The sequence below is a fragment of the Oceanobacillus sp. E9 genome (assembly GCF_001741975.1).
Classification (GTDB): Bacteria; Bacillota; Bacilli; order Bacillales; family Amphibacillaceae; genus Oceanobacillus; species Oceanobacillus kimchii.
On record NZ_LSNA01000008.1, the window covers coordinates 413,188 to 440,009 of the forward strand.

31 protein-coding genes are annotated in these 26,822 nt (G+C 34.3%); 10 read left to right on the forward strand and 21 right to left on the reverse strand.

All coding sequences use genetic code 11. The annotated features are described in order from the left end of the window. Positions 1–68 precede the first annotated feature (68 nt). The 3 genes from AQ616_RS19665 to AQ616_RS15800 all read right to left on the reverse strand — a co-directional run bounded on the left by AQ616_RS19665 (position 69) and on the right by AQ616_RS15800 (position 834). Entirely contained in the window at positions 69–206 is a 138-nt protein-coding gene (locus AQ616_RS19665; protein ID WP_168156655.1) for a hypothetical protein, read from the reverse strand. A gap of 94 nt (positions 207–300) precedes the next feature. After that, complete coding sequence (locus tag AQ616_RS20110) at positions 301–423, reverse strand: hypothetical protein (protein WP_017795289.1); 123 nt, start codon at positions 421–423, stop codon at positions 301–303. Between the two features lie 144 nt (positions 424–567). Beyond that, complete coding sequence (locus tag AQ616_RS15800) at positions 568–834, reverse strand: hypothetical protein (RefSeq protein ID WP_017795288.1); 267 nt, start codon at positions 832–834, stop codon at positions 568–570. 195 nt (positions 835–1,029) lie between these two features. On the opposite strand from AQ616_RS15800, the gene AQ616_RS15805 reads away from it, so the two are divergent. The 3 genes from AQ616_RS15805 (at position 1,030) to AQ616_RS15815 (ending at position 3,284) form a co-directional block, all read left to right on the forward strand. Beyond that, the gene (locus AQ616_RS15805; RefSeq protein ID WP_069686220.1) at positions 1,030–2,286 is read left to right on the forward strand and encodes a condensation domain-containing protein; all 1,257 of its coding nucleotides are present in this window, start codon (positions 1,030–1,032) and stop codon (positions 2,284–2,286) included. Positions 2,287–2,291: 5 nt separating this feature from the next. Continuing rightward, positions 2,292–2,951, forward strand: a complete 660-nt coding sequence (locus AQ616_RS15810) for a DUF6320 domain-containing protein (protein ID WP_017795287.1) — start codon at positions 2,292–2,294, stop codon at positions 2,949–2,951. Positions 2,952–3,074: 123 nt separating this feature from the next. Continuing rightward, positions 3,075–3,284, forward strand: a complete 210-nt coding sequence (locus AQ616_RS15815; RefSeq protein WP_069686221.1) for a hypothetical protein — start codon at positions 3,075–3,077, stop codon at positions 3,282–3,284. A 40-nt stretch (positions 3,285–3,324) separates the two neighbouring features. On the opposite strand, the gene AQ616_RS15820 is transcribed toward AQ616_RS15815, so the two are convergent. The 5 genes from AQ616_RS15820 to AQ616_RS15840 all read right to left on the reverse strand — a co-directional run bounded on the left by AQ616_RS15820 (position 3,325) and on the right by AQ616_RS15840 (position 7,278). Beyond that, complete coding sequence (locus tag AQ616_RS15820; RefSeq protein WP_346421889.1) at positions 3,325–3,729, reverse strand: DinB family protein; 405 nt, start codon at positions 3,727–3,729, stop codon at positions 3,325–3,327. Between the two features lie 169 nt (positions 3,730–3,898). Further along, positions 3,899–4,372, reverse strand: a complete 474-nt coding sequence (locus AQ616_RS15825) for a GNAT family N-acetyltransferase (RefSeq protein WP_069686222.1) — start codon at positions 4,370–4,372, stop codon at positions 3,899–3,901. A 112-nt stretch (positions 4,373–4,484) separates the two neighbouring features. Beyond that, complete coding sequence (locus tag AQ616_RS15830; protein ID WP_069686223.1) at positions 4,485–5,231, reverse strand: ABC transporter permease; 747 nt, start codon at positions 5,229–5,231, stop codon at positions 4,485–4,487. Beyond that, on the reverse strand, positions 5,228–6,082 hold the full coding sequence (locus AQ616_RS15835; protein WP_017795282.1) for an ABC transporter ATP-binding protein: 855 nt from the start codon (positions 6,080–6,082) through the stop codon (positions 5,228–5,230). The genes AQ616_RS15830 and AQ616_RS15835 overlap by 4 nt, the downstream gene beginning before the upstream one ends. A 197-nt stretch (positions 6,083–6,279) precedes the next feature. Continuing rightward, positions 6,280–7,278 (reverse strand): LytTR family transcriptional regulator DNA-binding domain-containing protein, encoded by a 999-nt coding sequence (locus AQ616_RS15840; RefSeq protein ID WP_069686224.1) that lies wholly within the window; start codon positions 7,276–7,278, stop codon positions 6,280–6,282. A 180-nt stretch (positions 7,279–7,458) separates the two neighbouring features. Here AQ616_RS15840 and AQ616_RS15845 point away from each other — a divergent pair, with 180 nt between their 5' ends. After that, positions 7,459–8,175 carry a ferredoxin reductase domain-containing protein gene (locus tag AQ616_RS15845; RefSeq protein ID WP_017795280.1) on the forward strand — a complete coding sequence of 239 codons (717 nt, stop codon included), beginning with the start codon at positions 7,459–7,461 and terminating at the stop codon, positions 8,173–8,175. Positions 8,176–8,386: 211 nt separating this feature from the next. Here AQ616_RS15845 and AQ616_RS19295 read toward each other — a convergent pair whose 3' ends face one another. Then, complete coding sequence (locus AQ616_RS19295; protein WP_084822494.1) at positions 8,387–8,692, reverse strand: hypothetical protein; 306 nt, start codon at positions 8,690–8,692, stop codon at positions 8,387–8,389. 51 nt (positions 8,693–8,743) lie between these two features. Continuing rightward, a complete protein-coding gene (locus tag AQ616_RS19300; RefSeq protein WP_139136378.1) occupies positions 8,744–9,163 on the reverse strand; it encodes a hypothetical protein in 420 nt (139 codons plus the stop codon). 542 nt (positions 9,164–9,705) lie between these two features. Between AQ616_RS19300 and AQ616_RS15855 the strand changes: the two genes are divergently transcribed. The 3 genes from AQ616_RS15855 (at position 9,706) to AQ616_RS15865 (ending at position 12,569) form a co-directional block, all read left to right on the forward strand. Beyond that, on the forward strand, positions 9,706–10,719 hold the full coding sequence (locus AQ616_RS15855) for a TRAP transporter substrate-binding protein (RefSeq protein ID WP_069686225.1): 1,014 nt from the start codon (positions 9,706–9,708) through the stop codon (positions 10,717–10,719). Between the two features lie 69 nt (positions 10,720–10,788). Further along, positions 10,789–11,310, forward strand: a complete 522-nt coding sequence (locus AQ616_RS15860) for a TRAP transporter small permease (RefSeq protein ID WP_017795276.1) — start codon at positions 10,789–10,791, stop codon at positions 11,308–11,310. Further along, positions 11,307–12,569 carry a TRAP transporter large permease gene (locus AQ616_RS15865; RefSeq protein ID WP_069686226.1) on the forward strand — a complete coding sequence of 421 codons (1,263 nt, stop codon included), beginning with the start codon at positions 11,307–11,309 and terminating at the stop codon, positions 12,567–12,569. The genes AQ616_RS15860 and AQ616_RS15865 overlap by 4 nt, the downstream gene beginning before the upstream one ends. Positions 12,570–12,751: 182 nt before the next feature. On the opposite strand, the gene AQ616_RS15870 is transcribed toward AQ616_RS15865, so the two are convergent. The 7 genes from AQ616_RS15870 to AQ616_RS15895 all read right to left on the reverse strand — a co-directional run bounded on the left by AQ616_RS15870 (position 12,752) and on the right by AQ616_RS15895 (position 19,331). Beyond that, positions 12,752–13,198 (reverse strand): GNAT family N-acetyltransferase, encoded by a 447-nt coding sequence (locus AQ616_RS15870; RefSeq protein ID WP_017795274.1) that lies wholly within the window; start codon positions 13,196–13,198, stop codon positions 12,752–12,754. Positions 13,199–13,403: 205 nt separating this feature from the next. Continuing rightward, positions 13,404–14,135, reverse strand: a complete 732-nt coding sequence (gene erm, locus AQ616_RS15875; protein WP_069686227.1) for a 23S ribosomal RNA methyltransferase Erm — start codon at positions 14,133–14,135, stop codon at positions 13,404–13,406. 57 nt (positions 14,136–14,192) lie between these two features. Beyond that, complete coding sequence (locus AQ616_RS20220) at positions 14,193–14,252, reverse strand: erythromycin resistance leader peptide (protein WP_139136384.1); 60 nt, start codon at positions 14,250–14,252, stop codon at positions 14,193–14,195. 113 nt (positions 14,253–14,365) lie between these two features. Then, positions 14,366–16,270: an endonuclease MutS2 gene (locus AQ616_RS15880; protein WP_069686228.1), complete on the reverse strand. Its 1,905-nt coding sequence runs from the start codon at positions 16,268–16,270 to the stop codon at positions 14,366–14,368. Between the two features lie 731 nt (positions 16,271–17,001). Further along, positions 17,002–17,964: a TraB/GumN family protein gene (locus AQ616_RS15885; protein ID WP_240490513.1), complete on the reverse strand. Its 963-nt coding sequence runs from the start codon at positions 17,962–17,964 to the stop codon at positions 17,002–17,004. A 71-nt stretch (positions 17,965–18,035) separates the two neighbouring features. Next, positions 18,036–18,701 carry a hypothetical protein gene (locus AQ616_RS15890; protein ID WP_069686230.1) on the reverse strand — a complete coding sequence of 222 codons (666 nt, stop codon included), beginning with the start codon at positions 18,699–18,701 and terminating at the stop codon, positions 18,036–18,038. A gap of 30 nt (positions 18,702–18,731) precedes the next feature. Next, positions 18,732–19,331, reverse strand: coding sequence for a TetR/AcrR family transcriptional regulator (locus AQ616_RS15895; RefSeq protein ID WP_069686231.1), 600 nt, complete (start codon positions 19,329–19,331; stop codon positions 18,732–18,734). A gap of 492 nt (positions 19,332–19,823) precedes the next feature. On the opposite strand from AQ616_RS15895, the gene AQ616_RS15900 reads away from it, so the two are divergent. Genes AQ616_RS15900 through AQ616_RS15910 form a run of 3 tightly spaced genes read left to right on the forward strand, consistent with a single transcriptional unit; the run spans position 19,824 to position 22,223 of the window. Then, positions 19,824–20,561, forward strand: a complete 738-nt coding sequence (locus AQ616_RS15900) for a MerR family transcriptional regulator (protein WP_017795268.1) — start codon at positions 19,824–19,826, stop codon at positions 20,559–20,561. Next, entirely contained in the window at positions 20,558–21,514 is a 957-nt protein-coding gene (locus AQ616_RS15905) for an ABC transporter ATP-binding protein (protein ID WP_069686232.1), read from the forward strand. Before AQ616_RS15900 ends, AQ616_RS15905 begins: the two co-directional genes overlap by 4 nt. Continuing rightward, positions 21,492–22,223 carry an ABC transporter permease gene (locus AQ616_RS15910; RefSeq protein WP_069686233.1) on the forward strand — a complete coding sequence of 244 codons (732 nt, stop codon included), beginning with the start codon at positions 21,492–21,494 and terminating at the stop codon, positions 22,221–22,223. The genes AQ616_RS15905 and AQ616_RS15910 overlap by 23 nt, the downstream gene beginning before the upstream one ends. Before the next feature lie 679 nt (positions 22,224–22,902). On the opposite strand, the gene AQ616_RS15915 is transcribed toward AQ616_RS15910, so the two are convergent. From AQ616_RS15915 to AQ616_RS15935, 4 genes are all read right to left on the reverse strand, one after another. After that, entirely contained in the window at positions 22,903–23,757 is an 855-nt protein-coding gene (locus AQ616_RS15915; protein WP_069686234.1) for an aldo/keto reductase, read from the reverse strand. 966 nt (positions 23,758–24,723) lie between these two features. Then, a complete protein-coding gene (locus tag AQ616_RS15925) occupies positions 24,724–25,170 on the reverse strand; it encodes an SRPBCC family protein (RefSeq protein ID WP_069686236.1) in 447 nt (148 codons plus the stop codon). A 52-nt stretch (positions 25,171–25,222) separates the two neighbouring features. Further along, a complete protein-coding gene (locus AQ616_RS15930) occupies positions 25,223–25,696 on the reverse strand; it encodes a MarR family winged helix-turn-helix transcriptional regulator (protein ID WP_069686237.1) in 474 nt (157 codons plus the stop codon). Positions 25,697–25,706: 10 nt separating this feature from the next. Continuing rightward, positions 25,707–26,510, reverse strand: a complete 804-nt coding sequence (locus AQ616_RS15935; RefSeq protein WP_069686238.1) for an N-acyl homoserine lactonase family protein — start codon at positions 26,508–26,510, stop codon at positions 25,707–25,709. Positions 26,511–26,822: the final 312 nt, after the last annotated feature.

The following is a 26,822-nucleotide window of genomic DNA, read 5'->3' on the forward strand; positions in this document are numbered from 1 at the left end:
ATCTGTCTGGAAAGGAGACCAGGATAGTCTCTCATTCATAGCAAACTTATCATCTTTGTAAATTTCTTTTATATAGCTTTATCAGTAGGTCCCTTCAAACTGTTTATAAATGCATACATAAGTGTATCGCTTAAATCTGTATCAACATGATTTGTTGTTTCAGCATAAGCAGTTGTGTGAGAGCTAATAAACATAACGATTAACATACTTCAGAAAACCAATATCTTATTCTCCATTTCGCTTATCTGAAATATCCCATAGTAAGCCAACAATTATACCCAAGAAAATTGATATACCATACTAATGTGTCGTATCCGTATTATTAAAAATGCTTAAACCAACATTCACTGTCCATCCCGCTATTCCACCAGCAACTACACTTACCAACGTCAGACCTTGATTTCTTTTTTCTGTCTTTTCCAATATTGAACACTCCTTCTATAAAACAACACCTCATTGAAATCCTTCTTTTTCTATCTTTTTAATACATCATCTATTCATTTGTTAGTGCTGGGAGTAAAGTAATTAAAAGGGTGTAGAGCAATAATTACCGGCATTCATATACACTCATTGACGATACATTAACTGAACTTCTTCAAGGTCACTTATAAAGAGGCTAATTTCCTCCTGGTTTAACCTTATAGGCAATTGATCATATAAAGTAATGATTTGACCACCCATGTCGCCCTCGTGTTTTTTCAAATAATCATAAAGACTTTTTAATTGGCTTTCTTTAATAGTCGATTCTGTAGTGAAATGTTTTACTCTCTGTATAGAGAATTCATTCATGACTTCATCAAATTGCCCAGAAATAATGTTTCCAGTCAGTAACATGTGATCACTCCTAAGAAAATAGCTTCTATTAGTTTATCCCAAAATGGTAAATCTATATTATAAGAATTAACCAACTGATAATTATACTTGCATTAATTAATAGCTAATGACAAAAATATACTATAAAATCTGTTAAAATAAAGACTAACAATATTTTTAAAAAATATGAGCAACAGAGCAAGAGAGGTTCAAAAAATGGATGAATGGTACAAACTTGATAATGCCGGAAAAATGTTTCATGCTGTATCTGAACAGTCAAATTCGTCCGTCTTTCGATTAGCTACGGTCATGAAAGAAACAATAGACCCAGACAAACTTCAGCTTGCATTAGACGACGTTATTTATCGTCTTCCGATGTTTGCAGTAAAGCTAAATAAAGGTGTATTCTGGGATTTCCTTGTGGAAAATAATGAGAAGCTTTTTGTTCAGCCGGAGAATCAATATCCATGTGCACCGATTGACCCAATCGAAACAAGTGGGTTTTTACTTCGTGTCACATATTATAAAAAAAGAATAGCAGTAGAGTTTTTTCATTCTGTCACAGACGGAACAGGAGCTTTAGAATTTGTGAATGCACTCATTTATTACTACCTTGTTCATGTAGGAAAAGATGTGAGCTATGAGAGTAGTCTAATTGATATCAATGACCGCCCAAGCTATTACGAACGTGACGACAGTTATCAAAACTACGTAACAAAAGAGAAACCAGAAAAACTCAAAGAGACTTCATCTTATCAAATCCGCGGAGGAGCGATCGATCAAACAGTTGTTATTCATGGAAAAATGAGCGCAGCAAGTATTCATCAGCTTGCAAAAAAACATGGAACAACAATTACTGCTTTTATTTCATCTCTCCTTATTGCATCAATTTATAAAGAAAGATTAAAATTCCGTGCTTACCAGGAAGAAATAAAGATTGCTATTCCAGTAAACCTACGAAAGTTCTTTCCTTCTAATACACTCCGTAATTTCTTTGGAGTTGTTCATGTTGGTATGGCGGTTAACGATCACACAACAATGGAAGAAATTATCTTAGAGGTTTCGAAGCAATTACGTGAGAAAGTCCAAAAAGAAAACTTACAACATAGTATCAATGATCGAGTGAAATGGCAGACTAGACTCACAGCACGATTTATTCCGCTCCCATTGAAGTACCACGCTATACGTTATGGGTACAAAAGTTTTAGTGAGCGTACAAAAACAATGACGATGACGAATGTTGGACGAGTCCAACTCCCTGAATCGATGCAATCCCATATCTCTCACATGGAATTGATTTTATATCCAACAAAGAAAAGCCCAATCAATAGCGCAATGATTGCATTTGATGACGAGCTTGTCATTAGTTTTTCACGTATTATAAAAGAAGCAGATATTATCCGTACTTTCTTTCGGGAACTTTCGCAAACATACAATATGGAAGTTGAGGTATACTCCAATGACAGTAGGTGAAAACAATGCAGCATTATTGCAGTAACTGCGATATCTATACCAAACAACAATACTGTCCGTTATGTAAGAATAAGCTTTCTGAAAAAGCAGGAGATAACGAATACTATCCTGTATATGAAACGAAGGTAAAAAGACGACGTTTTGCACAGCGTCTCGTATTGTTTATTGCTATCTTCGCAATCAGTACGAGCATACTAATTAATCTATTGATTAACTCGGAGAGATTGTGGTTCTTATATGTACTAGGACCTGCATTATATGGATTACTAACTATTAACCACACTATACTTTCTAGGGCTCATACCGGTTCTAAAGTGATACTTCAAGTCATTGCGCTATCCGTAACACTTTTCATCCTAGACGCAGCTTCCGGAAGTTCTAAATGGTCAATTCATTATGTAATACCATTTCTTGTTACAATCGCCACTTTATTTGTAACCATTATCGTATTACGAAAACCAATGAAATGGCGCGAATACATTGGATACTTGAGCACAATGGTTATACTCGGATTTCTACCTGTGCTCCTTTTCTTAAGTTCATGGTCTACTGTATTATGGCCAAGTGCTGCTACTGCTTTATATGCTTTGCTAACACTAATTGGGATGGTACTATTTTCTGAAAAAACCATGAAAAATGAAATTGTACGCCGTTTTCATTTTTAGATATTTATAATACAGTCGGAGTGAGCAAATGGCTATAGCTCACTCTATACTATTTTTTCAATATAAATTATTCTTTTAATACTATAATTCTATACTATGGAGATGTGTAAGGAGTCGGTAAACTTGGATAATAACAGACTAGCTATGGTTATTGCAGTAATCGGAAGTATCGCAATTCTAATAACGGGTTTCCTACTATTTAATCAAATACATAAAAACCATAAAGCAAATGAATTAATTATCGAGAAGTGCTTCGATAATTTTGATGAAAAAGGACAAGTGGTGATAAAAAAGGATGGATTTTGGTCTCCAGTTACATGTGAAAAGAATTAAGTATTTTTCCAACTTGTGATGCTCATTATGTTTTAGAACTCTATTTATCTATTAATATTTGTTTCATACTCTTAATTAGTCCCATATGCAGATTCTCATGAATCATATGAAAAACCACCATATCACCTAGTGTTTTCATGCCTAAAAATGACTCCTTCAATGGATCATTGAGATGTCCTGAACATGCTTGTTCAATCCTAAACGGCTGCTCTTCAAGGTGATTTATTAACTTATTCATTGATGGAGGTTGTTCTTTCCAATCACCTGGATTACTACCACTAGGGAAAAGTAAGTGATATGATAAAGGTATTTTCCTCTGTTCATTAACTGCGGGAAACATAGTATTATCCCAACCAACTAAAATATGTCCGGCGTTCCAACGTATACTGTTATTGTGTCCTTCTGGAATGATATCTACATAGCTTTTGGGATAGTACGAAGAAATTCAACCGTCCAATCACGCCACAACTTCATTTGTTCAAATAGTTGTCCTTCTCTCATAAACAACTTCCTCCCTTTTTATTACTTTGTAGCTTTTAGCTATTATCAATATCTAGTTTTCACATTAAAACTATTTCATCTCTAATAGCAATTCCTTCATTATTTACAAAATTTTAAACTTTAATCCTTAATTCCATAATAAACTGCTCTCCGATGTCACCTATTTTTCTCCTTCCTGTATCAATAAACCCTACATGTTTATAAAGTTGTTGAGCAAGAAGATTTTTATGATTAACTGCTAAAACAATTTCATCACAGTTGGGAAAATTACTTAAGATGAAACGCTCCAATTCAAGCATTCCCATCTTTGCATAACCCTTGCCCTGATGTTTATGATTGATCGAAAATGAAGTTAATAATATCGATTTGGGGTTATTCGAATACGCTTGAACCCTTTCCGTACGATGTAATAAAAAGAATCCCACTGGAGTTCCGTGTTTCAAAATGACCACGCGATATTGGCCCTCAGTGACGGTTAGTACTTTTTCCGGCAGAGCTGTAAAACGTTCTTGATCATCTGGTAAAGTAAAGCTTTTTAGTTCATCTTCAAACTCATCATTAAATAAATGTAATTCTACTGTACGCAATTGACTCTCCCCCTATTTATAAGAATATTTTATCAAAAGAACATATATTCGTACACGTTTTCTTTTCTGATAGTTAAAAAAGCCGGATCACTCGATCCAGCTTCATAAATCATTATCCATCTATGCCATTTTTCTTATACGCGTATACAAAAACAATAGTAGAAACCAATAACCAACTAAAGAGAACAGCACTGTCTGTTACATTCCATTGGTATCCACTTTCAGTAAATATGCTATTCGAGTAATTTGTTAACACACCTGTATACGTGTAATTCAAAAATTGACCGAAATCTTCTTGTAAAAACTTCAATACCGGTACAGACGTCAAAATTAGTGTAATCGGCATACCAATTAGTGAGGCTTGCGTTTGATTTTTGGAGAAAATACCTACGACATACCCAATTAACAAACTAATGACACTAGCTACAGTTGAAATTACTAAATAACTTCCTAGTTGAATGTCAGCAAACGAGGCACCACTAACTGGAATCATCATTATATTCATAACGATCAAGATAATTAATGGAGGAATCAATGTTCCAATTAAATATTCTAATCCATTAACGGATGAAGTCATTAATACTCTCAGTGTATTCTTTTCTTTTTCTTCTGCTAATGGGCTACTGCTCATCGAAATACCTGCGATAGCAATATTAAAGATAAGCCCAAAACTTAACACAAACCCGCTTGTGGAAAAATTCATTCCCGCTTCATTCACATTTACGTCTGGCATGATTCTTTTCATAATAAACACAAAGCCTAATGCTAAGATTGGTGCAAGTATAACACTAGTATTACTTAGTAACGTCTGGAACTTCATTGCTATAATTGCTTTTATTTTTCGTAAGGAAAACTTCATACTAGTTCCCTCCCCGTGACCTCTAAAAATACTTTTTCTAATGTTGGTTCACAAGAATGAATCGTTAATAGCTCATCATTCTCCATCCACTTATTTATCTGTTCTGTTGTCTCTTTAGAATGAGGTAACTCAAGTTCTTTTTCCCCCTTTAACAGAACCTGGTATCGTTTGTTTGTATTAAAACGTAAACATATCGCTTTCGGTGCCCCATGTTCTACGATTAAGCCATCATTTAATAATGCAATATGATCACAAAGTTTAGTGGCTTCATCCATATTGTGGGTGGTAAGAAAAATAGCCGTACCGCTCTTTTTTAATTCAAACAATAATTCATGCACCGCTTCTGCTGTGCTCGGATCGAGCCCACTCGTTGGCTCATCTAAAAATAATACTTTTGGTTTGTGTAATAAGGCTCTTGCCAGCACTAGTCGCTGAGACATCCCTTTCGATAAATTAGATGCAATCTTATCTTTATGCTCCAATAAGCCTACCCTTTCTAATAGAAAGTTTATACGCTCTTTCTTCACATTTAATATATTTGCGAATACTTTCAGGTTATTATAGACCGTCATTTTTTCGTACAGACCACTATTATCTGTAACAATACCAACTTGCTCGTAAATACTTTCATCAATCTGATTTACAGTTTTCCCTAATACTCTAGCTTGCCCTGATGTTTGTACCAATTGTCCAGTCAATATCTTAATAGTTGTTGTTTTTCCTGAACCAGAAGGACCAAGAAAGCCAAAGATTTCTCCAATATGAACGGAAAAATTAAGATCTTTTAAAGCAGATTCATTTTTGAACTTTTTAGATAGATGTTCAACGTGAATCACCATTTGCTTTTCCATTTTGTTTTTCTCTCCTTAAAATGAATTTGAAGGACTTAAAGATTTTCGATTATCGATATTACTTTAAGTTACCCGTCTGATTCTCAGTTTAGTAAACAAATATAGAAAAGTCGTAAAAACCCCTTGAAAAGTACTCTAAAAATCCCAATTGTAACAAAATAAGGCTGAAATGATCTCATTTCAACCTCAACTGTACGCTAAAATTCTATTAATTGCTTCATTTCTTCCAATCGATTTCTAGACAGAGGGAGCTTCGCACTTGGATTTCCTTTTAAGATTAAGGTATAACTATTTTTTGAGTAACTAATTAATTCCGACACACGTTGAAGATTAACTAAGTAAGAACGATGGCATCTAAAAAAGCCAAATTTGCTTAGCTTGTCTTCCAACTCATTCATCGTTAAATCTGCAGGGAAATATTCATCATCTATTCGGATATTGCTCACACTGTTAATGCTTTCAATAAAATCAATTTCATCCGGACTAAAAAAGATAGTTTTATCTTCTAATTTACAGGTAACTTTGAATACATTTTTAGGTTGGTTACTTTCACTCTCGTTGTTTTTCTGTGTATCCATATCCGTTTCTTCGGCTAAATCCGTTTTTTCTAATCCAGTTATTCGATGATAGCGATACACCTCATTACTTAAGAGAAGTAAGTCTTCCGTATAATTGGAAGTAAATAATGTGGCGATATTACTTGTACGCAGTTGTTTCAATGATTTCAGATAAAGTTCGATACCTTCATCTGTTAGATCATTAAAGGGATCCTCAATTAATATGACTTCTGGAGAAAATAAAAACATCCGATATAAACTAACCCTCTTCTTCTGATCCTTAGTCAATTTCTTAATTTTTGTTTGCCAAACGTCCGATAGAGAAAATGTTGCGATATATTCTTCTAAAGGAGCTTTAAAGTCTGCAATTTGTTTAAAAAACTTCAAGTAGCCCTGTACAGTTAAATCATCATATAAGCCATCACTTTTATTTTCTACATATAACGATTCAGTGATCCGGCTAATTTTACCGCTGGAAGGATATTGTTTTCCAGAAATCAACTCAAATAACATTCTGCTTTCTTCACCAGACATTTTAATGCCAATTTGAGATGAATTTTTTATCGTTAGATTAATATTCTTTAAAACTGTCCGATTTCTGTCCTGTTTTAATACATTTTCTAATGTTATTAATGCCATGTAACACACTCTTTCATTCGAGTATTTAAACTTATTTGAAGTATATCGATAGCTTCAGCTATTAGCAACTATTCTTAACTTAAATCATCTGAAGCAATCAATCCGTTTAATTGAGAATTATTATCAATTATAGTATATTAAATAGTAAGGTAAGTAAAAATTAAGTAAGGGAGATATATCATGCAAATATATTGGACTAAAATAAATAAGATTATTGAAGAAACACCTGAGGTTAAAACGTATTTGCTCGACTGCCCGGAAGACTTCACATGGGAAGAAGGTGCTCATACCCACTTGGCATTAGAAGGTTTTAATGCGGAAGATAAACCAAACCGCAGCTTAATTCGCCACATGTCAATTTCCACTTTACCATATGAAAATTCAATCGGTATTACAACGCGCATCAGAGAGCAATGCTCTGAGTATAAAGCAATTTTAAGAAATCTTGAGGTGGGCAGTGAACTTGCAATATTTAAAACGCATTCGAATGTACCGCTAAAAAGAGAAGACAAAAATGTTTACTTACTATCATCAGGCGTAGGACTAGCAACATTCAGACCACTTGTACTTGATTATTTCGAACGAGCGGATAACGTCAATAAAATTCATTCCCTAAACATCGATTCTTCAAAAGATTTCTTATTCAAAAATGTTTTTGAATCTGCACCTGACAAAAAGTTCACATCACAGTTTGTCGATAATCGTAAAGACTACTATGAAGAAGTGAGAAATCTTGCTACAGACAAGGAGGGACTATTCTATATCGTCGGCAGTGACGAATTCCTTGTGCAAAACATAGAATTACTGCGCGAACAGGGGATCAACCTGGATCAGATTATGCTCGACAAGCATGAACAAACACTGTCTAAGTTTTTATCAATGGATGCACCAGTTTAAGAGATACAACATACTATGGTAATAAATAGTTTTTTCTACTAACGGGAGCGATTGTGACATAGGCAAATCATAATCGCTCTTTTAAGAATGTACTACTTTAAGATTGGCTCTATTGTACATTTATTGTGATTTTCAAGGTTTAACGCCAGCTCTATTCACTACTTCACTTCATCATTCTTTTAACAATCTTTGAACAGCAATTTTATTCAACTTAATTGTTATGTATTCTTGAAATGAATAGGAAACTTATAACTGCTAACAGCCTCACTTTATCTTCTTCAGATAATGTATTGGACACTTCGACGATATCGTTGTCCACATCACGGAAAATTTTTGTATACTCATGTGGAAATCGTCCGTGGTAAAAATAAGCCCACTGTTCATTTTCGCAATTTAATGAAAAATTTCCGGATAATCCGGAAACAGTGACCGGTAATAGGAATTCATTATTTTCATCAAATAATTCTTCTTTAATATTAAGGAGACTTTTAAATTCCTCCTGTTTATAGTAACCCATTATATGATCATGCTGATCAAATATAGTTAACAGCGTTCTCTTAAAGCCTTTCTATTTAAATGTAAATAATGTATTTTCTTGATTATCTATAAATGCGTAAGTCAACGGGATGTGTACCACCAACGATGAATAAATGAATCCAAAAGGATATACATACCAAGGTATGTTTATTGGTTCAAGGGAACCCACATAATTTCCATCCTTCTCAAAACACAATAACCTTGGAAAAAAAGCAGCATCTTTCTTCATAACAAGATGATCCAAATCAAATATTGAACTGGTGGATTTCGGTATGTCGACTGAAACTATTTTGTTATAATGTCTCCTATTCAAAACTGCAATTGTCACTAACATAACAACAGGAATAAGAAAAACAGCAAATTCACCCCAATCTGCTGTAGTTTTAGGCGGTTCAATATAAGCGTAACCAAGAATAACAATAGCTACCAAACCTAACAATGTGTAACTCATTGTGACTCTCCGTTTATACATCTCTGCAATCATAAAAATTCTCTTTACAATTGATTGATAAATTAATATTAGTCAACTACTGGAAATTATATCCAATATATAAGAGGGGTTCAAGACTTCAGCTAAATGTTCGTACAGTAATGCATGATTATGGACAAGAAGTTATTTTTTGATTTTTCATTTTATTTCCGAAATTGAGAATTTGTTTCTTGGATTAATAAGACGTGGAAAAATGCATGCTCTATGATTGGGATAAGAAAGTATGATGAAGGTTTACAAATTATATTGATCTGTTTTAATGAAGGGATGTAAAAAGTTTAATCAGCATGTGATTGATTTATCATCTTTGTCACACAAAGCAACAAAATGTATTCGCTTACAAAAATGAACTATTGACAAATCTTTAAGGTAATTTATTTCAACACAACAAATTGAAGAAAAGATTTTCATAGTTTTAGTACTTAGTTGGAATAACTACGGGCAAGTATGTTGCATAGCAGTTTGTAATTTTAGGATTTCAAATAAAAATGGGGGGATTCATGATGAAGAGAGTCGTTATTAATTGGGTGGTTAGCAGTTTGATTATCGTTTTGTTTTTGGCAGGGTGTGGAGATGGTGAATCAGCTTCTGGTGAAGGCGATAATCAAGAATATACCATTAAATTCGCTCATGTTGTAAGCCCATCTACAGCGAAAGGAAAAGCAGCAGAGAAATTCGGTGAACTCATTGAAGAAAGAACAGATGGGAGAATTAAAGTAGAGATCTACCCGGATTCCCAACTCGGAAGTGATCGTGAAATAATAGAACAGATGCAGTCTGGTACTGTGCATATGAACGCTCCATTTACAGGAGTATTACCTACTTTTGTAAAAGAATTTGAAGTGTTCGATCTACCTTTTTTATTTGAGGACAGAGAGCATGCCTTTAAGGCTACTAATGGTGAACTAGGAGATATTCTAGGGGAGAAGTTAGAATCGCAAGGCATGCACCTATTAGGTTTCTGGGATGGAGGGTTTAAGCATCTGACGAATTCCGTACATCCAATTGAAACACCTAACGACATGAATGAGCTAAAAATGAGAGTATCGCAAAGTCCACTATTAATCTCGCAGTTTCAAGCTGTAAATGCAGGTGGAGTGTCCATTGATTTTTCTGAGCTTTATACGGCTTTACAAACTGGTACAGTAGATGGTCAGGAAAATCCATTGTCAAATATCGTTAGTAAAAAGTTCTATGAAGTACAGGAATATCTTACACTGAGTAGTCATGGTTACATGGCATATCCACTTGTGATAAGCAATAGTTTCTATCAAGATCTGCCAGAGGATTTAAAAACTGCGGTTGATGAAGTTTCAATGGAAGTGACAGAATGGCAATGGGATGAAGCAAAAAGTGATGAAGAGGCTTATTTAAAAGAGTTAAACGAAACAGATATTAAGATCAATGAACTGAGCCCTGAGCAGAAGGAAGCTTTTAAAGAAGCAATGTCAACTGTATATGATGAATTTAATAAGATAGAAGATAGTGAGGAGTTATTTGATGCCATCAATCAATAATCATCATATTATAGAGCGGTTTAGGCCGTTCTCTCTTTTTTCTTTAATAGATTCTAAAGGAGCATTTTTATGAAACTAAATAAATTATTAAATAATTTGGAAGAGTATTCGGCAGTGCTTTCCCTTCTCATTGCTTCTTTACTAGTCTTTCTTCAAGTTGTACTACGATATGTATTTAATATTTCTTTAGTCTGGTCAGAAGAGGTTTCAAGATATATTATCATTTGGTTTGTTTTAATAGGGAGCAGTATAGCAGTGAGAGAGAAGGCACATGCAACAGTAGATGCGGTGGTAACCTATCTGCCGTACATACTAAAGAGGGTATGTTCGGTCTTAGCAAGTTTTATAGGGATGACTTTCAGCGTTATTCTTATCTGGTCTGGATCCGTTACGGTTTCTAATGTTATCGAATTTGGAAATGTAACACCCGCTGTAGGTATTCCAATGTCCATACCATATTTAGCACTTCCTGTAGGCGGGTTGTTAATGTTCATTCGTTTTCTACAATTACTGATACAAGATGTTATCAATATGAGAAAGAATGATTCTAATAAAAAACCTCCCATTATAGAAGGGGGAATAAAGGAATGATTATTGTTATTTTCGTCCTTCTTTTAATTATTGGTGCACCGATTGCTGTAGCTATAGGTTTATCGAGTTTTATTGCCATGATGCAAGAAGGAGTTTCAATTGATGTATTCTCTAGAACCATTTTTGCTGGAATAGACTCGTTTACTCTAATGGCCATTCCTTTTTTTATCTTTGCTGGAGATTTAATGTTAGCTGGAGGCACATCGAAAAGATTAATAGATTTTGCTAAAAAGTTAGTCGGCTGGTCAACTGGTGGATTACCAATTGCAGGTGTTATGTCATCCATGCTATTTGCTGCACTTTCAGGATCAAGCCCGGCTACGGTAGCTGCGATCGGTGGAATAATGATTCCTTCATTAAATGACGCTGGCTATTCACGAAAATTTGCAATAGGCTTAATGACAACTGCTGGTACCTTAGGAATTATTATCCCACCAAGTATCACACTTTTAGTGTATGGTTCATCTGCTGAGGTGTCCATCAGTAATTTGTTTCTTGCTGGAATCGTTCCAGGAATTTTTATAGGATTAGTACTCATTATTGTCAGTTATATCATCTCGAAAAAGGAAGGTTTTAAGTCAGAAGGAAGGGCTAGTCTAGGAGCAGTTGGAAAATCATTTATCTCTGCTATATGGGGAATATTGCTTCCGATTATTGTTTTAGGAGGCATCTATTTTGGAATCTTCACACCTACAGAAGCTGCTGCTGTTGCAATTGTTTATAGTCTAATTATTGGATTATTTGTTTATAAGGAGTTAACATTAAGAAGTTTAATTGATGTTACGAAGAAATCGGTTATTACCTCTTCTATGATCATGCTTGTTATTGCAGCCTCTAATGTGTTTAGTTGGTATTTGACCTTTGAACAAATACCTACTAATCTTGCATCTGTTTTGCTTAATTATGCAAATACAGAAGTAGCTTTCTTATTCCTGGTTATAGTTATTTTGTTACTAGTTGGAATGTTTATGGATACAAGTGCTGCGGTGTTAATATTCGTTCCATTATTTCTTCCAATGGTAAGTCAACTAGGTATTGATCCCATCCATTTTGGAATAATTATGATTGTCGCCCTATCTATTGGGATGATTACACCACCATTTGGTTTGAATTTATTTGTAGCTTCAGGGATAAGTAAAGTATCATTATTAGAAGTAATTAAAAGTACAGCGCCGTTTATTTTGGTTATGATATTTACCTTACTTATTATAACATTCGTTCCAGAACTTTCCCTATTTTTACTTGGGATTTTTGAATAATAGGCAAGCAACTATTTAAAAGAGAGAATATAAACTGAAAAGTACATATTTCGTCGATTAGACGAGATAGACTTTCATCTTTGATCTCTGTCTTAATACTAATTGCCACATGCGTACTCCTCTAACTCAGCATGTGGCAATTAAAAATGTACAATATTGATTCAACATTCCTATGTATCTTTTCATTCAGGGATTTTCTTTACTAGAAACACTGAATCATCCAAAACCGAAAACTTATTTTTCTGGTAAAAATGATATGCTGGAACTGTTTTTTCAGTAGATAATAATATGTGTTTAATATCTTTATCTCTTAGTATGTCATCCATTAAATCAAGAAAAGTACTGCCTTCACCTTGACCTTGTTTTCTTCTTGAAATGAAAAATTCTTTAATAAAATACTCTCGACCTTCCCACCAGTTAAAAACATAACCTAATGAGCAACCAATAAGCTCTTCTGTCTCATCATACATAGCTATCGAGAGCGAGTTATTATTCTCTGTCAGGTCTTTCATATATAAGTCTAATTGCTTTTCATCCCACTTATCAAACCAAGGTTCATTAGAAAATACGTCTAAAAATAATTTTTTCATTTTTCCATAATCACTTGCTCGTAATACACATGCCTTCATAATAATTACCCCCTACTAGAATTACATTTTTTTATTGTCTTCTCTAAATTCCAGTATTCAAAAACTTCTCTATAAGTTTACACTGATCTGGGCTCAAAATGAATAGATAGGTAATCTAATTGCTGTATCGACTTAAAAATGATGAATACACAATTAAACACGTCCTCTACCTATAAAGGTTAGAGGACGTGTTGCAATGTTTTACTTAATGAAACAACTTGTAACTATTAAAAATTGAGATGAATTGTTCTTTTGAGAGTTTATTAAAGTTCGTGACATTGGCATGTTTCAAGACTTGTCTGAATTGATTTTTAGTAAAAAGAGTTTGGTATTCTCTGTTTACCCACCTATATACAAAGGTTTCGTACTTTTTAAAGTCTTTCTTTAAAATCAATGGTTCGTGTCGTTCAAGAAGGATTAGTACACATTCCACGCCTGGCTTAGGATGAAAATACGCTTTCGGTACTTTTTTAATGATAATTACATCCATTTCCACCATCAATAACAACCCTAAAGCCCGTTGCATGTTTTGCAATCTTTTCGCAAAACCTTTCTCAACGATAAGGTAGCTATATTTTGCCTTACTTTCAAAAGTAATTTTTTTAACAATATCCGTACTTATATTAAATGGGATATTACCAAATATTGTATACCTTGTATTTTTAGGGAAGGCGTAATTTAAAATATTCGAATGGACCACCTTTATGTTTTCATAAGAACCCACTGCATTTTGAGTGATTCGGCATAAATCTTCATCGATTTCTATGCCAGTCACTGATCGACTCATTTTAACTAGTTCTTTTGTAAAATGCCCTTTTCCTAATCCGATTTCTATCACATTATCTTGTTTACAAATATTCGTACGACCTAATATTTCTCTTACATACTTTTTAGAAGTAATAAAATTTTGCGTGTCTTTTGGATTTTTTCTATTCATTATAACCTTCTCCTTGCTGGTTATAACAAACTGATCTTAAGAGTTCATTATAACCAATTATTTTTGATCTGGTTGATAACGAACTCTTTTAAAGACACATATAGAAAATATTCCCATACTTTATCTCCTTTCCATTCTTTTCATTATGAAAGAGATAAAGTAAACTCTACTACTGCTACGCTAGCACACATATTTAACCCTCCATATCTTGTTTAAACAAGTTAATTATATCATTCTCTACTTTTTTTAATTTCTTTTTGTACTTTTCGAAGTGCTTTTTTGGAACCACGTTCTAAATCATGTTCTATTTTTCGAGTCTTATGATCAACAAACAATGTCTCTAAATCATAGCCTTCTGGATATAATTCCTTCGCTGTTATATCTAAAGAAATTCGCTTCACATTTACATCAATAAATTCTCCTTTATAAAACACAACAACATTATAGAAATTATCCATTTCTTTATATACAATTCCAAAATCATCATGTTCTAATAACTTCACACGGTCACCTTTTCTGTAATCATACTTGTACTTAATACTTTTCTCTTTTATAATTTTAGGTTTCCGAATTTTACTTTCATCGACATGTTCTAATTGATAACCTTTGTTCTGCATATAATTACTCGCTCTTCGTAAAATATTCTCTGAAACATTCATTTTTCTAGAAATCCAAAGAGCGTTACTCTCTCCTGATTTTCCTATCACTAATTGATACATAGGTTCCAACGTATCATTATTAAATCGCATTGCTGCGTTCATAAAGTCCTCGTGTATTTCTGAAAATCGCTTAATTTCTCCGTAATGAGTTGTCGCTACGGTAATGCATCCCATGTAATAAAATTCCTCTAAAATCGAAATTGCAAGTGCTGATCCTTCATTCGGTTCTGTTCCACTTCCTATTTCATCAAATAATAAAAGGGTATTATTATTTGATAACCGCATTATCTCTGAAAGGTTTTTCATATGAGATGAAAATGTACTTAGCGCATTTTCTATACTTTGATTGTCTCCAATATCTGCAAAGATGTTTTCAAATACTGCTATTTCCGAATCCTTATTTGCGGCAATATGAAAGCCTGACATGGTTGCTAAAGTGAGCAATCCAATTGTCTTTAACACAATAGTTTTCCCGCCAGCATTAGGGCCAGTAATAATTAAACTACGGTAATTCTGCCCTATTTCAAAATTAAGTGGCACAGCTTCTCCTACTAAGAGCGGATGCTTACAATCAACTAATTTTATATAGCCATAATCGTTTAGTTTCGGTTCTAAACCGTCAATCTCCTTACTGAACTTGGCTTTTGCAAATACCATATCATATTGACTAATAAGCTCCATGTTTATCTTGATTTCATAAATATTTTCTAAAATCATTCCAGATAAGGTAGCTAGTATTTGATATTCTTCTATCGCCTCTTCCGCTTTTAAACTCGCAAGTTCTTCACCTAACTTTGTAACTGTATTTGGTTCTATAAACACGGTGGAACCTTTAGAAGAAACATCAATTATGGTACCTGAAACTTGATTTTTATAAGATGCCTTAATAGGAATCGTATAACGATCATCTTTTTTACTAATAAAGGCCTCTTGAATATACTTCTTGTTTGTATCATTATTTAAAAATTTATTTAAGCGGTCTTTTATCTTTTCCTCCGCTATTTCAATTTTGCTTCGAATTCTTTTTAATTCTCTGCTTGCAGCTGAATTAACACTGTTCCCTTTGATTGAGAAATTAATTTCTTCTTCGATATGCTGGAATCCAGTCATTGAATTAGCATAAGATGCTAGTACTGGTGCAAAAAATTCTTTTTCCATCATAAACGTTTTAATTTTTCTACATCCTCTTAAAAAGTCTGAGACACTTATCAATTCACTTGGATCAAGAATTATATCTTTTTCAATATTTTGTATGGTGCTATCAATGTTAGATACTCCTAAAAATGGGATATGCCCTTTTGCATCTATGATTTTTCGCGCTTCTGTTGTTTCATTCAAACGATTTTTAACAACTTTTAGATTTGAACTTGGTTCTAATTTATCTAGTAATTGTTTACCTAATCCACTTACACAGTAAGATTTAATTATTTGTTTTAATTCATTGTATTGTAACTTCTCAAAAGTTGCATTATTCATTTTGTAATCTCCTCATTCTTTTTAGACTATGAATGAAGATACCTACGCTTAGATTTCAATGATATTGCAACTATAGGTTATTCACTTAAATAAACACAAAAAAACTGCGGGGATACCGCAGTTTTTATAACGTTTATAAGGCATGTGTAATCTACATAATGAAATAAACTATAATAATATAGTTTCATCCCTAACCATTACATGCTTTATAAAGTGGTACTGTAGGTATCTTCATAGGATTTGGAATAAAGACATAACAAAATATAAGGACATTATGAAAATAATTCCCTTCTGCTATCGTGTTTATTCCATTAAATTTTACCTATTTAATACCTACCGCACTCACAAAAAGCACCTCTTCTTAATATATAGTCATTTTCATTGAAATCTAATTTTGTGTTTCTAATCATACTATGTCTTAATAAAAAAGTAAAGTGAAAATAAAATCTCTAACTTAGTTGATGTGTAATTTACACTCTAATTATAAAATATATTTGTTATTTACATAATCCGTAATCTAATTAGTAATTCCCCTCAACCAAGAACTTCAAATGTAAAGAATTAGGTCAAGTTTGTTAAGTGCTCACTCTCATCAAAAATTGGAAAAGATTTTACTTTGTCAATTCTTTTCCTAGAATTATGAACCAAAAAAAGAACTTCCCTTTACTTAAGGAAAGCTGCAATTTTATTTATCCATCATTTAATGACGAATGATACCTAAGAATTATTTCCTAATATATTCGCTCTATATCGTACCCTTTCTCTTTAAGAATGCTCGGCACACTTGGTTCAATTACAGTGTGCGCAGCACCAATAATTGCGAAATAGGTTTGACCACTATTACTTTGTAATAAATCATCAATCTTATTTGCCATATCTATATTACGATTGTCATTCATCTCTTGTTGAAATTCATCATCAGAACTCTCGAATCCGGTTGAAAGCGACTCTTTAACGCCTTCTTTACCTTCTTCCGTGTTGCTGTTAATCCAATGATATCCTAAGTTGTTTAATCCTTCCGCTTGTTCTTCGTACGTCTCAATAAATATTTCAAGTCTATCTGTTTGCGTATCGAGACTAAAACCAGTTAGCATATCATATTGACTTTCAACCGTCTCTAACTCAATGATTTCTTTATTATCTTCTATGGCCCGTTGTAGAAAGTATAAATCAACTCCATACTCTGCAGACAAATCACTTTCTTCCTGAACAAATCCAGAGAGTAAGGTCTCTATATACCAAGGTTCGTACTTATTTAACGACTCCAATTCTACGCCATTTTTCTTAAAAATATCTGAAAGATGATTATATACATCTTCTGACAATACTTCATCAAGCGTTTTACCATCGTCAAATATAGCCATTTCATTTAATTCTTCTTCTGTTATATCTACTTCAAACATATTAATTTCCGGAAGAATGATATCAGAACTTGCATAGGCTTCTTCAATTTCATTAGAAAGTGGGTAGTAATCTACGTGACCTAAATGGATGCTACCATGGATGTATGCAGTGGTTTCTTCATGATCAATTTTCCATAAAAAACCTCCATCTCCATCATAGTTATAGGTAGTATCACTTGTGTATTCTTCTGTTTCTTCGTTCATTTTTTCATGTTCATTAGGGGATTCGTCATTAGTAACACACCCCGTTAGCACGATCATAAGAAATACAGAATATAGTAAGAATTTCATTTTAGGCATAGTATAAACCCTTCCTTTTTATATTAAGTTCCTCTTCAAACTATTCTTTTTGTACTACGAGTTCAGTTTTCACCCCAGCCGGCTGTCTCCATGTCAATTAGCCAATGACTACGGAGCATAAGTGCTCTTTCTGTCGCAGCTATGGCCCCTGCGATACCAATTGCTACATTCATCCAAATAGATAATGTAAATGGAGACTGAAACGTACCAATATTTTCAGCAACCCATGGAATTTTAGAAATGGACTCGATAAGTTGAGGTAAACTTAGAGCGATTGACATTAATAGAATGACGATTGCTACCCCTGCCATAAGAGAACTAACCATCGGGTAGCTTTTATGCAACCACATTCTTACCCCTCGAATCGATCGTTTATCCGGGGAAACAGAAAATGTTGCTTTTTTATCAGTTATATACTGAATACTATTAATCCCGCTTCCTCCGCTTTTCACCTCAATAATTCCATCTTTTATTGGAATAGTTGCTGGAAGTGTAGAGTAGGCAATATGTTTTCTATTGAGGTATAAATCAACACTAGAGTCTTCTGCAAAATACCTTGATTTGAGTGCGTAGTAGGTTTTCTCATTATTTTCACTCGTGATCGTTATATGAAATAATGAATGAGTAAATATGTGCCATAATCGATAATTTTTTAAAAGATGTCCATCCCCTGCTTTTACTTTCTTCATACCTCTACGACGTTTACGCTGACGAACGGATTGGAACATGTGACATTTATTCTCCTTTCCTTAGGACCATTATTTCACCATCTTGAGAATATTCTCCATCACCTTTTCACTATAATCTTCAAGATCGAGCTCAATTTCATATTGTGGCAACGATACCGACCCTGATATAGATCCCCGAATCATTGTTGCCATGACCTGAGAGTCAAAATCGCCAAACTCTTTCAATTCCTGTCCTTTATGAAGAATTTCTTTCAACAATTCATGCAATTCATCATCAGCGTCCGTTTTTACTAAATAGTAAGGAATATTATCTGGTGTACGTGCATTGAAAACAATCTCGAGTAAAGCTGTTGTATTTGCCTTATAAATGACTTGATGTACTAAACTTGCTTCAATAAAAGCGAGTAACTTCTCCATATAAGTTTGCTTATTGTCTACTTTATCTTTAATAAAAGCTCGTTCTTCTTGAACCAGAAAAGCTAAAGTATTATTCATTAAATCATCTTTACCTGAGAAGTGGTAAGAAATTAATCCTGTACTGATTTGTGCTTTTTTAGCAATTTTAGAAAGGCTTGTTTTGATGTAGCCTATCTCTGTTAAAACTTCTATGGCAGCCTTTATAATTTGTTCTTTTCTTGCATCGGCAATTAAATATTGTTTCGTATCCATATTACACCCTCCTTAATGTTGATTATACAATTAAAAAATTGAACGGTCAATCAAAATTATTGAAAATTCACCTAATAGTATTTTAATGTTTCCTAGAATCTTCAACTTATATCTAATCCACATTTGTGTGATCAAAAGGTGCTGGACATTTGTTTGTTGACAATAAAATTAAATTCAGTAAAGGAACATAAGGGGCTTTTTTTCTATAAATCTAAATGTAGTTTAGAAATAAAGATTGATAAAAATTATTCTTTTTTTGTTCAATTTTTAAAAGTTTGATCACTTTCTAATGTTGATCTTCAACAAGCGCCTGATTTAAGAAGAGGGAATTTTATTTAGTATTCCAGTGACTAAAATTTAAATCCCATTAACTGAAGAGTTTTCTTCACCTTACAGGTAAACGTAAATTTCTTTTAAAATTTTTTCATTCACCTATTGAACAACACGTAACGTGCTGATTTATACTAAAGAAAATAAAGATGAGGTGAAGTGATGTACACGATTGGAAAACTCTCGAAAAATACAGGAGTTACTGTGAGGACATTGGATTATTATGATGAAATTGGTTTGATTAAACCTTCATCAAAAACGGAGGGAGGGCACCGCTTATACAGTGAAGATGACGTTATGCGACTGGAACGAGTTTTAGCTTTAAAATATATGGGATTTTCTCTGGAGCAAATTAAAGATATCCTGGAAAATTCCACTTCGACCTGGCAAGAGTCGATCCAGCAGCAGCTGGAATTGGTTAAACGAGAACAGGAACGACTGCAGGTCCTGGAGCAAGCACTGCTCGGTGTTTCGTATTCCATTGAGATCGAGGGAGAAATTAACTGGAAAATTATTTTTAGTATTATTCAGTTGTATCAACAGGATCCAGAAGAAGCCTTACAGCAATATAAAGATTACTTGAATGACGATGAAATGAAAAAAATCATGGATATGAATGTGCAAAATATAAGTGAGGAAGACATAAGGAAATGGATGAAGGTCATTCATGATATCAAAAATAATCTTAACATTGACCCAGCTTCAGAAAAAGCACAACAGATGGTGGAAAGCTGGTTAAATCAAGCAAAGGAATTTTATGGAAATGATGAAAAATTACTTGGAGATATGTGGGAAGCACTGCAAAATTTAAAGGAAGGCATTGTTTTTTACCCAATGAACAAAAAAGTTATTCAATTCATTGAAAGTGTTTTTATTGCAAAGGAGGAATTAAAAGAATGATTCTCGATATAAAAGGTGTTACGAAGGTTTTTCATGGTAAAGGAGAATCCAAAAATGTTGCTAATGACAATATCACATTTACGATTAATAAAGGAGAAATATTTGGGCTTCTTGGACATAATGGTGCGGGAAAAACAACGCTGGTTAATCAAATATTAGGACTGTTAACACCTGATCATGGGGACATTCATTTACTGGGGAAATCAGTAACACAATCATCTGCTCATGCCAGATCCCTTTGTTCCATACAGCCGCAATCCCAAGTGTCACTGGGCTTACTTACTCCAAAGCAGGCAGTGACGCTGATAGGGAAAATGCGGATGGGGAAAAAGTTTGAACCAAAGCGGGTCGAAGCGCTCTTTGAAGCATTGGATATGGGGGCTTGGGCGAATACAGAAGGCGAAAAACTGTCGGGTGGAGTGCGAAGGCTGACAGCGTTTTGTATGGCGGTGATCGCCCCAGGTGAGTTAGTTATTCTTGATGAGCCAACTAATGATGTTGATCCGGTTCGCAGAAGTTACCTTTGGCAGGTAATACGTGAATTGACGAAAAACGGGAGCGCCGTTATTTTAGTAACGCACAATGTTCTGGAAGCGGAAAAGGCAGTGGATCGGGTGGCTATTATGGATAAAGGAAAAATATTGACACAAGGGAATCCTTCAGAAGTAAAAAGTTTAGTAGAAGACCGGATGCGAATTGAACTTAGTCTGGAAAACGAATTTATAAATATTGAGGTTCCTGACTGGTCACTTTCCCCGCATCAGAACGGATCCCGTCTTATTTTCTCTTTAGACCTATCAAAAGTATCATCTACGATTGATTGGGCAAAGAATCTGACAGATAAAGGCCTTGTTATAGACTATTCCCTGTCTCCAACTACAATTGAGGATGTTTATATCGAATTAACTTCTAAAAGGGGGCAGTTTCGTAATGAATACGGTCAGCCATTATAAGTATGTTTTTCAAATGCAGCTTCTTAGAAATGCCGGTTTTTTTATATTTATGACTTTATTACAAATACTGATATCCACTGGAATTGTTATAGGGTTTTCCTATCTTATACCAAACCCGGATACGGAAACGATTCTATTTTTAGCAACAGGAGCCCCGACGATTGTTTTGATTATTGCAGGAATGGTTATCCTGCCTCAACAAATTGGTACTGCAAAGACAGACGGATATATGGAGTACATGCGTACCTGGCCTGTTAGTCGCTCTGTTATCCTTGGGGCAGATACAACCATATGGTTATTGATTACCTTGCCGGGAATAATCGTTTCTTCTATTGTTGCACAACTCATGTTCACTCCGGGATATGATATCTCCTGGACGGTAGTCCCGGCATTACTAATGATTGCATTAACTTCAATTGGTGTTGGATATGGATTTTCCTATCTGTTGTCACCTACAGCATCGATGGGTATTTCCCAAATTGTTGTATTTGGAGCACTTATGTTTTCACCGGTAAATTTTCCAATGGAACGGCTACCTAACTGGCTTCAGTCACTTCATGAAGTGTTACCAATTTATTCGATGGCAGAAGTGATGCGCGCTTCACTGGCTGCTTCTACCTTTGATGCAACGATGGGAAATTATATTAATTTAATAGTATGGTGCATTTTAGGGTTCGGTGGAGCTATATTTATTTTGAATCGGAAGTAACGGTATGAAAATAAGGGGGAAAGGGACTTGTAGAGAAGTCCTTTCTCCTTTTTCTATTTCTGTGTATTAGTATGTCTCTGTTACTTTCTTGGTTTCTCACCAAATCCCCCTCCATCCTTTCTCCTCCAACGGTCCACCTCTGAATATTCGGACAATGTTAAATAGATGTTCCCTGAACTGGAACAGAAATAAGAAAAAACATGAGAAATGAGACTAAAAAATATCTTTCCTCAGCACTCTCATTCTTCTATCCCGTTTTCTTACGAACTGTATAGAAACAATATGACAAACAACGGAACACGCAGAACCCTTATCAGACAATGAACTGGACAGATATTGAGCAAAAGAAAAAGACTGGACCCGTATTGGTTCCAGCCTGGATTCGTATTGAGATTTTGATTTTGATTAACCTTAAATAATTGTCTGCCTATTCTTGTTTCCCTGCTCTTTCTTCCAATGTACCAACTATTTAGCAGTAGGTACCGAATTTTTAGCGTGGGGTAGAAGAAAAAGGCAGGGAATTATTTAAAAAATAAAAAGAGGATCTGCTATAAACAGACCCTCCTTTTATCTATTGTTCAAAAATATCTAATTCAGAGTTTCCAACCGAATATCGTATCAAAAAAACGACATTGGTTTTATGAAACGAATACTATACGATGTTTATATAGTGTCCTGTCTATACATATTCGTGATATTCGTTTGGGTCCTGCCCTTCTACACGGCCGGCTTCTCCTTTATCCAATGAATCAATTGTTTCAATATCCTCAGGTGCTAATTCAAAGTTGGTACTATTGAAATTATCTTTTTGATGCACTGGATTACTTGATTTTGGTATAGAAAATACGTCGGCTTGATAATTCCAATTTAAAATAATCTGTGCCGGGGTTTTATCGTACTTATCCGCAATTTCTTTAATTGTGGCATTATTCAGCACGTCATTCAGATAACCTCGACCAAAAGGGCTCCAGGATTCAGTAAGAATGCCCCGTTTTTTATTTTCTTCCACCATACGGTTATTATTAAAATACGGATGACGCTCCACCTGGTTTGTAGCAGGGGTCACACCTGTTGCTTCGATAATGTCGTCCAGATGTTCTGGTTCAAAGTTTGAAACGCCAATGGTTCTGATTAACCCTTGTTTTTGAGCATCCACTAAAGCCTTCCAAGCTTCTACATACTTGCCGTCCTTAGGATTCGGCCAATGAATTAAATACTTGTCAAAATATCTTAATCCAGTGCGACGTAGAGATTCTTGAATAAAGATAAATGCCTTGTCATATTCATGGTAAGAACCGGGCAATTTCGTACTAATTAAAATTTCTTCTCTGGGCAGTGCGGACCGGCGCACAGCTTCACCGACAATCCCTTCATTATCATAGTTTGTTGAGGTATCGATTAAGCGATATCCTATATTTAAAGCGTTTAAAATTTCAAATGTGCCCTGATCTCCATTAATACCGATCGTGCCTAATCCCACAAAAGGAAGCTTTGCACCATCATTTAGAGTAAAACCGTTATTATTTAAAGTCAAAATCTCATCTCCTTTAAAAATTTTGCAATGTAAGTTAAGAATGGAAATAGATATTTCCATGATGTCCTTAATTACAATACCCGAATTATAAAAATCCTACACCAACCGGAGTTGATTGCTATGCCTTTGTTAATTTCTTGGTTTCTCACCAAATCCTCCTCAATCCCTTATCCCCCAACGGTCTCACCCGCTCTTCTATGCCACAAGGCAATGGAACTAAGTTCTTCCCCGTAATAGACGAAAGAATAAAGAGAAAAGAATGGAAGTGTAGCAGTTTTGGGACATAATGGACGGAATAAAAAGGCGAATAAAGATGAAGAAATTCTGTTGGATAGATACAGTTAGGATAACAATTGGAAAGATATTGGACACCGCCCGAAACACGTATTGGCAAAGGATTGGAGGACATTTCACCAATTTTGGCGAAAACAAAAAGGCTGAATCACTATTGGATCCAGCCCGAATTGATATTGATTTTTTATTGTCAAAACCGATTGATTTGTTATTGAAAAACCATCGGAACATTACGTTTTTCTGTTCTTCTCTCCGCCCTCTTTTTTCTACTCCGGATCCCAACTTAGTTCCATCAGGGAAGAACAAAGTTACGTGGGGACCGAGAGAGTTACAGGAAGATAATTGATTACATAATAGACTTTCCCCTGCTCTTCCCGCTTCCTTGGAAGTTTGGATACACACTATTTAAAAGTGAGAGAAGAATTGTTTAGCACGGAACCCTACTTTTTAGCAAGGCGGCTGAAGTTAGGGGAAGTCCTACAGATATATATTGAATATGATTGGGATACTGGAACGTTATTAAATCCGATATGAATATATATTGAAGTTAATAAAAGTCAGATTAAATAATGTTTAAAATCAATGGGTTACATGTGTATGTTAACTTATTTCCTTTCTCTCCCTTTAGATAATCTTTGTACCAAGAGTACAATAAAAAAAGGCATACGTAATTTAGACTAATACAACTCCCCTCTTTTCAAGAATATTTTTCAATACATGTAAGTTCTTATTAACGGATTTCTTTATGTTGTTTTGCATCATTTTAATCATTATTCTATTCTTGGCTGATGACTTCATTTCTACCTTATTGATTAACAATGTTCCTTGGCTTTGCTGTTCTAATTCATACATCATCGTATAAGAAAAGATATTTCCAGATGCTTCAAATGTCAAGTTTTCATTCGGTAGACACTCAATAATTTCTATTTCTTCAAATGATTGTAACCCCATATTTCTTAATAACTGATATTTGGAACCAACTTTACCTTCTTTGAAGTCTACTTTTGATATTTCCTTAACTGCATAATTCCACACAGTGTAATTTTCTATGTTTGCAAGATATTGAAATATCTCTTTTGCATCGGATGCAATCGTCAATGTATTACTAAATCTAACCATTAAACTTCCTCCTTCTTTGAATTAAGGCATGAGTATAGAAGATATCAATCAATCATTCATTCATACTATAGCCTCGTTCTTCAAGTGTCCGTTCGAATGAGGTATCTATTAATAGTTTACCTAAAATTTGGTTCAATACCTGTAATTCATCTATCGTATAAATCTGTTCAAGCAAAGTATACATTTTAGCTTCTGCCCTAATTATCAACGAATATTTTTCATGCCCTAAAGATGTAAGTACTAGTCTTACAAATCGAGAATCATTTTTATCTCTAACTCGTTCTATAAGTTGATCTTTGACCATTCTTTCAACTAATCTTGAAGGGCTTCCTTCCTCACATATTAACAATCGACCTAGATCCTTTAAGGTAATATATTCTTCATTTTTTAAGATACTTATTACTTCCGACTGAGAAGGTGTAACTCCTATTTCTTTGAGATACTCCTTCAAAAGTTTGTTCCCTCGTCTCTGTACTGCTAAGATGATATATCTAAATTTTTCGGCTTCCTTTAAATTTTCTTCCATTTTTTTCTCCTTACTCTATAATTGTGGATTTTATTTCTGGATCATGATTTGTAACTATGCCAACGCAGTCTTTTTTTTCCGAAAACCCTTTCAACCATTTCAAAGAATGGTAGGCTGCCTTTCTATTCGTTGTTATTCCTGGTAATATCATTTCCTTCCAGGACCTTTCTGAATAACCCACATCGCTTGCTAACAACAACCACCCATTTTTCATTTTAACTAATATAGAAATCATCCCGTCACTATGACCAGGTGTATAAACTAAATATAACGTTCTGTCTCCAAATAAATCGTATCCTTTTTTATAAGGTCCATATGGTATATCCGTTAGTTTAAAAGTATCAATTGAAATATTATCCCACATAGATTTTATGTAACCTAACTTTTTTTGAGCAGAATTCCATTCAATTTCACTGGTAAGAATTTTCTTGGCATTCTGTACATGTTTTAAACCACTAACATGGTCGGAATGCATATGCGATAGAATAACAAAGTCTAAATCCTTACTTTTAACTCCTAAACTATGAAGCTGTTCAGCTATTGAATCGCCTTCCAAGAGTTCTCCTTTATACATAGAATAAGCAAAATTACCAAGATGTTTTTTTTGATTCAGTCTCATTTCTTCGTGCCAGCCAGTATCCACCAAGATTAAACCTTTTGGATGCTCAATCAAATAAGAGGACACAGGCACCCACATTTTATTCTTTTTTCCCCTCAACCATCCTGTATATGGAGCTGGATGAGGACTTCGCTCTTTATAAGCTAAAGCACGGTCAATAAGAACTTTACCCGTATGCAATATATGTACTTTCACTTAATGAACCTCCTAGTAAATTAAATGACATGTCATCTATTAAACTTAATATTAGATGACACATCATTTAATTTCAAGTGATAAGTGTTTCCACATTATTAAGGAGGATCACTGGTAAAATACTTTCTTCATAAATGCAGAAAAGACTGCAGACTTTATGTGATGAGGAAAACAACAGAATAGAATAAAGGGGCTAGAGAAAGATTATTGAAACTAATGACGAACAAAAAAATCAAGGAGTATTGGATAAATAAAAAAGACTGAATTACTGTTGAATCCAGCCTGGTCGTATATTGATTAATATCCTATTTA

Coding starts and splice junctions, on each gene's coding strand:
- AQ616_RS15890 (WP_069686230.1), bottom strand. CDS start 18,701: ATGTTCCAATCCGTTCGTCAGCGTAAACGTCGTAGAGGTATGAAGAAA.
- AQ616_RS15885 (WP_240490513.1), bottom strand. CDS start 17,964: ATGAAATTCTTACTATATTCTGTATTTCTTATGATCGTGCTAACGGGG.
- AQ616_RS15860 (WP_017795276.1), top strand. CDS start 10,789: ATGAAACTAAATAAATTATTAAATAATTTGGAAGAGTATTCGGCAGTG.
- AQ616_RS15865 (WP_069686226.1), top strand. CDS start 11,307: ATGATTATTGTTATTTTCGTCCTTCTTTTAATTATTGGTGCACCGATT.
- AQ616_RS19295 (WP_084822494.1), bottom strand. CDS start 8,692: ATGGGTTACTATAAACAGGAGGAATTTAAAAGTCTCCTTAATATTAAA.
- AQ616_RS15900 (WP_017795268.1), top strand. CDS start 19,824: ATGTACACGATTGGAAAACTCTCGAAAAATACAGGAGTTACTGTGAGG.
- AQ616_RS15870 (WP_017795274.1), bottom strand. CDS start 13,198: ATGAAGGCATGTGTATTACGAGCAAGTGATTATGGAAAAATGAAAAAA.
- AQ616_RS15910 (WP_069686233.1), top strand. CDS start 21,492: ATGAATACGGTCAGCCATTATAAGTATGTTTTTCAAATGCAGCTTCTT.
- AQ616_RS19300 (WP_139136378.1), bottom strand. CDS start 9,163: ATGAGTTACACATTGTTAGGTTTGGTAGCTATTGTTATTCTTGGTTAC.
- AQ616_RS15810 (WP_017795287.1), top strand. CDS start 2,292: ATGCAGCATTATTGCAGTAACTGCGATATCTATACCAAACAACAATAC.
- AQ616_RS15855 (WP_069686225.1), top strand. CDS start 9,706: ATGAAGAGAGTCGTTATTAATTGGGTGGTTAGCAGTTTGATTATCGTT.
- AQ616_RS15905 (WP_069686232.1), top strand. CDS start 20,558: ATGATTCTCGATATAAAAGGTGTTACGAAGGTTTTTCATGGTAAAGGA.
- AQ616_RS15835 (WP_017795282.1), bottom strand. CDS start 6,082: ATGGAAAAGCAAATGGTGATTCACGTTGAACATCTATCTAAAAAGTTC.
- AQ616_RS15830 (WP_069686223.1), bottom strand. CDS start 5,231: ATGAAGTTTTCCTTACGAAAAATAAAAGCAATTATAGCAATGAAGTTC.
- AQ616_RS15840 (WP_069686224.1), bottom strand. CDS start 7,278: ATGGCATTAATAACATTAGAAAATGTATTAAAACAGGACAGAAATCGG.
- AQ616_RS15925 (WP_069686236.1), bottom strand. CDS start 25,170: ATGGTTAGATTTAGTAATACATTGACGATTGCATCCGATGCAAAAGAG.
- AQ616_RS15880 (WP_069686228.1), bottom strand. CDS start 16,270: ATGAATAATGCAACTTTTGAGAAGTTACAATACAATGAATTAAAACAA.
- AQ616_RS15930 (WP_069686237.1), bottom strand. CDS start 25,696: ATGGAAGAAAATTTAAAGGAAGCCGAAAAATTTAGATATATCATCTTA.
- AQ616_RS15845 (WP_017795280.1), top strand. CDS start 7,459: ATGCAAATATATTGGACTAAAATAAATAAGATTATTGAAGAAACACCT.
- AQ616_RS15895 (WP_069686231.1), bottom strand. CDS start 19,331: ATGGATACGAAACAATATTTAATTGCCGATGCAAGAAAAGAACAAATT.
- AQ616_RS15800 (WP_017795288.1), bottom strand. CDS start 834: ATGTTACTGACTGGAAACATTATTTCTGGGCAATTTGATGAAGTCATG.
- AQ616_RS15805 (WP_069686220.1), top strand. CDS start 1,030: ATGGATGAATGGTACAAACTTGATAATGCCGGAAAAATGTTTCATGCT.
- erm (WP_069686227.1), bottom strand. CDS start 14,135: ATGAATAGAAAAAATCCAAAAGACACGCAAAATTTTATTACTTCTAAA.
- AQ616_RS19665 (WP_168156655.1), bottom strand. CDS start 206: ATGTTAATCGTTATGTTTATTAGCTCTCACACAACTGCTTATGCTGAA.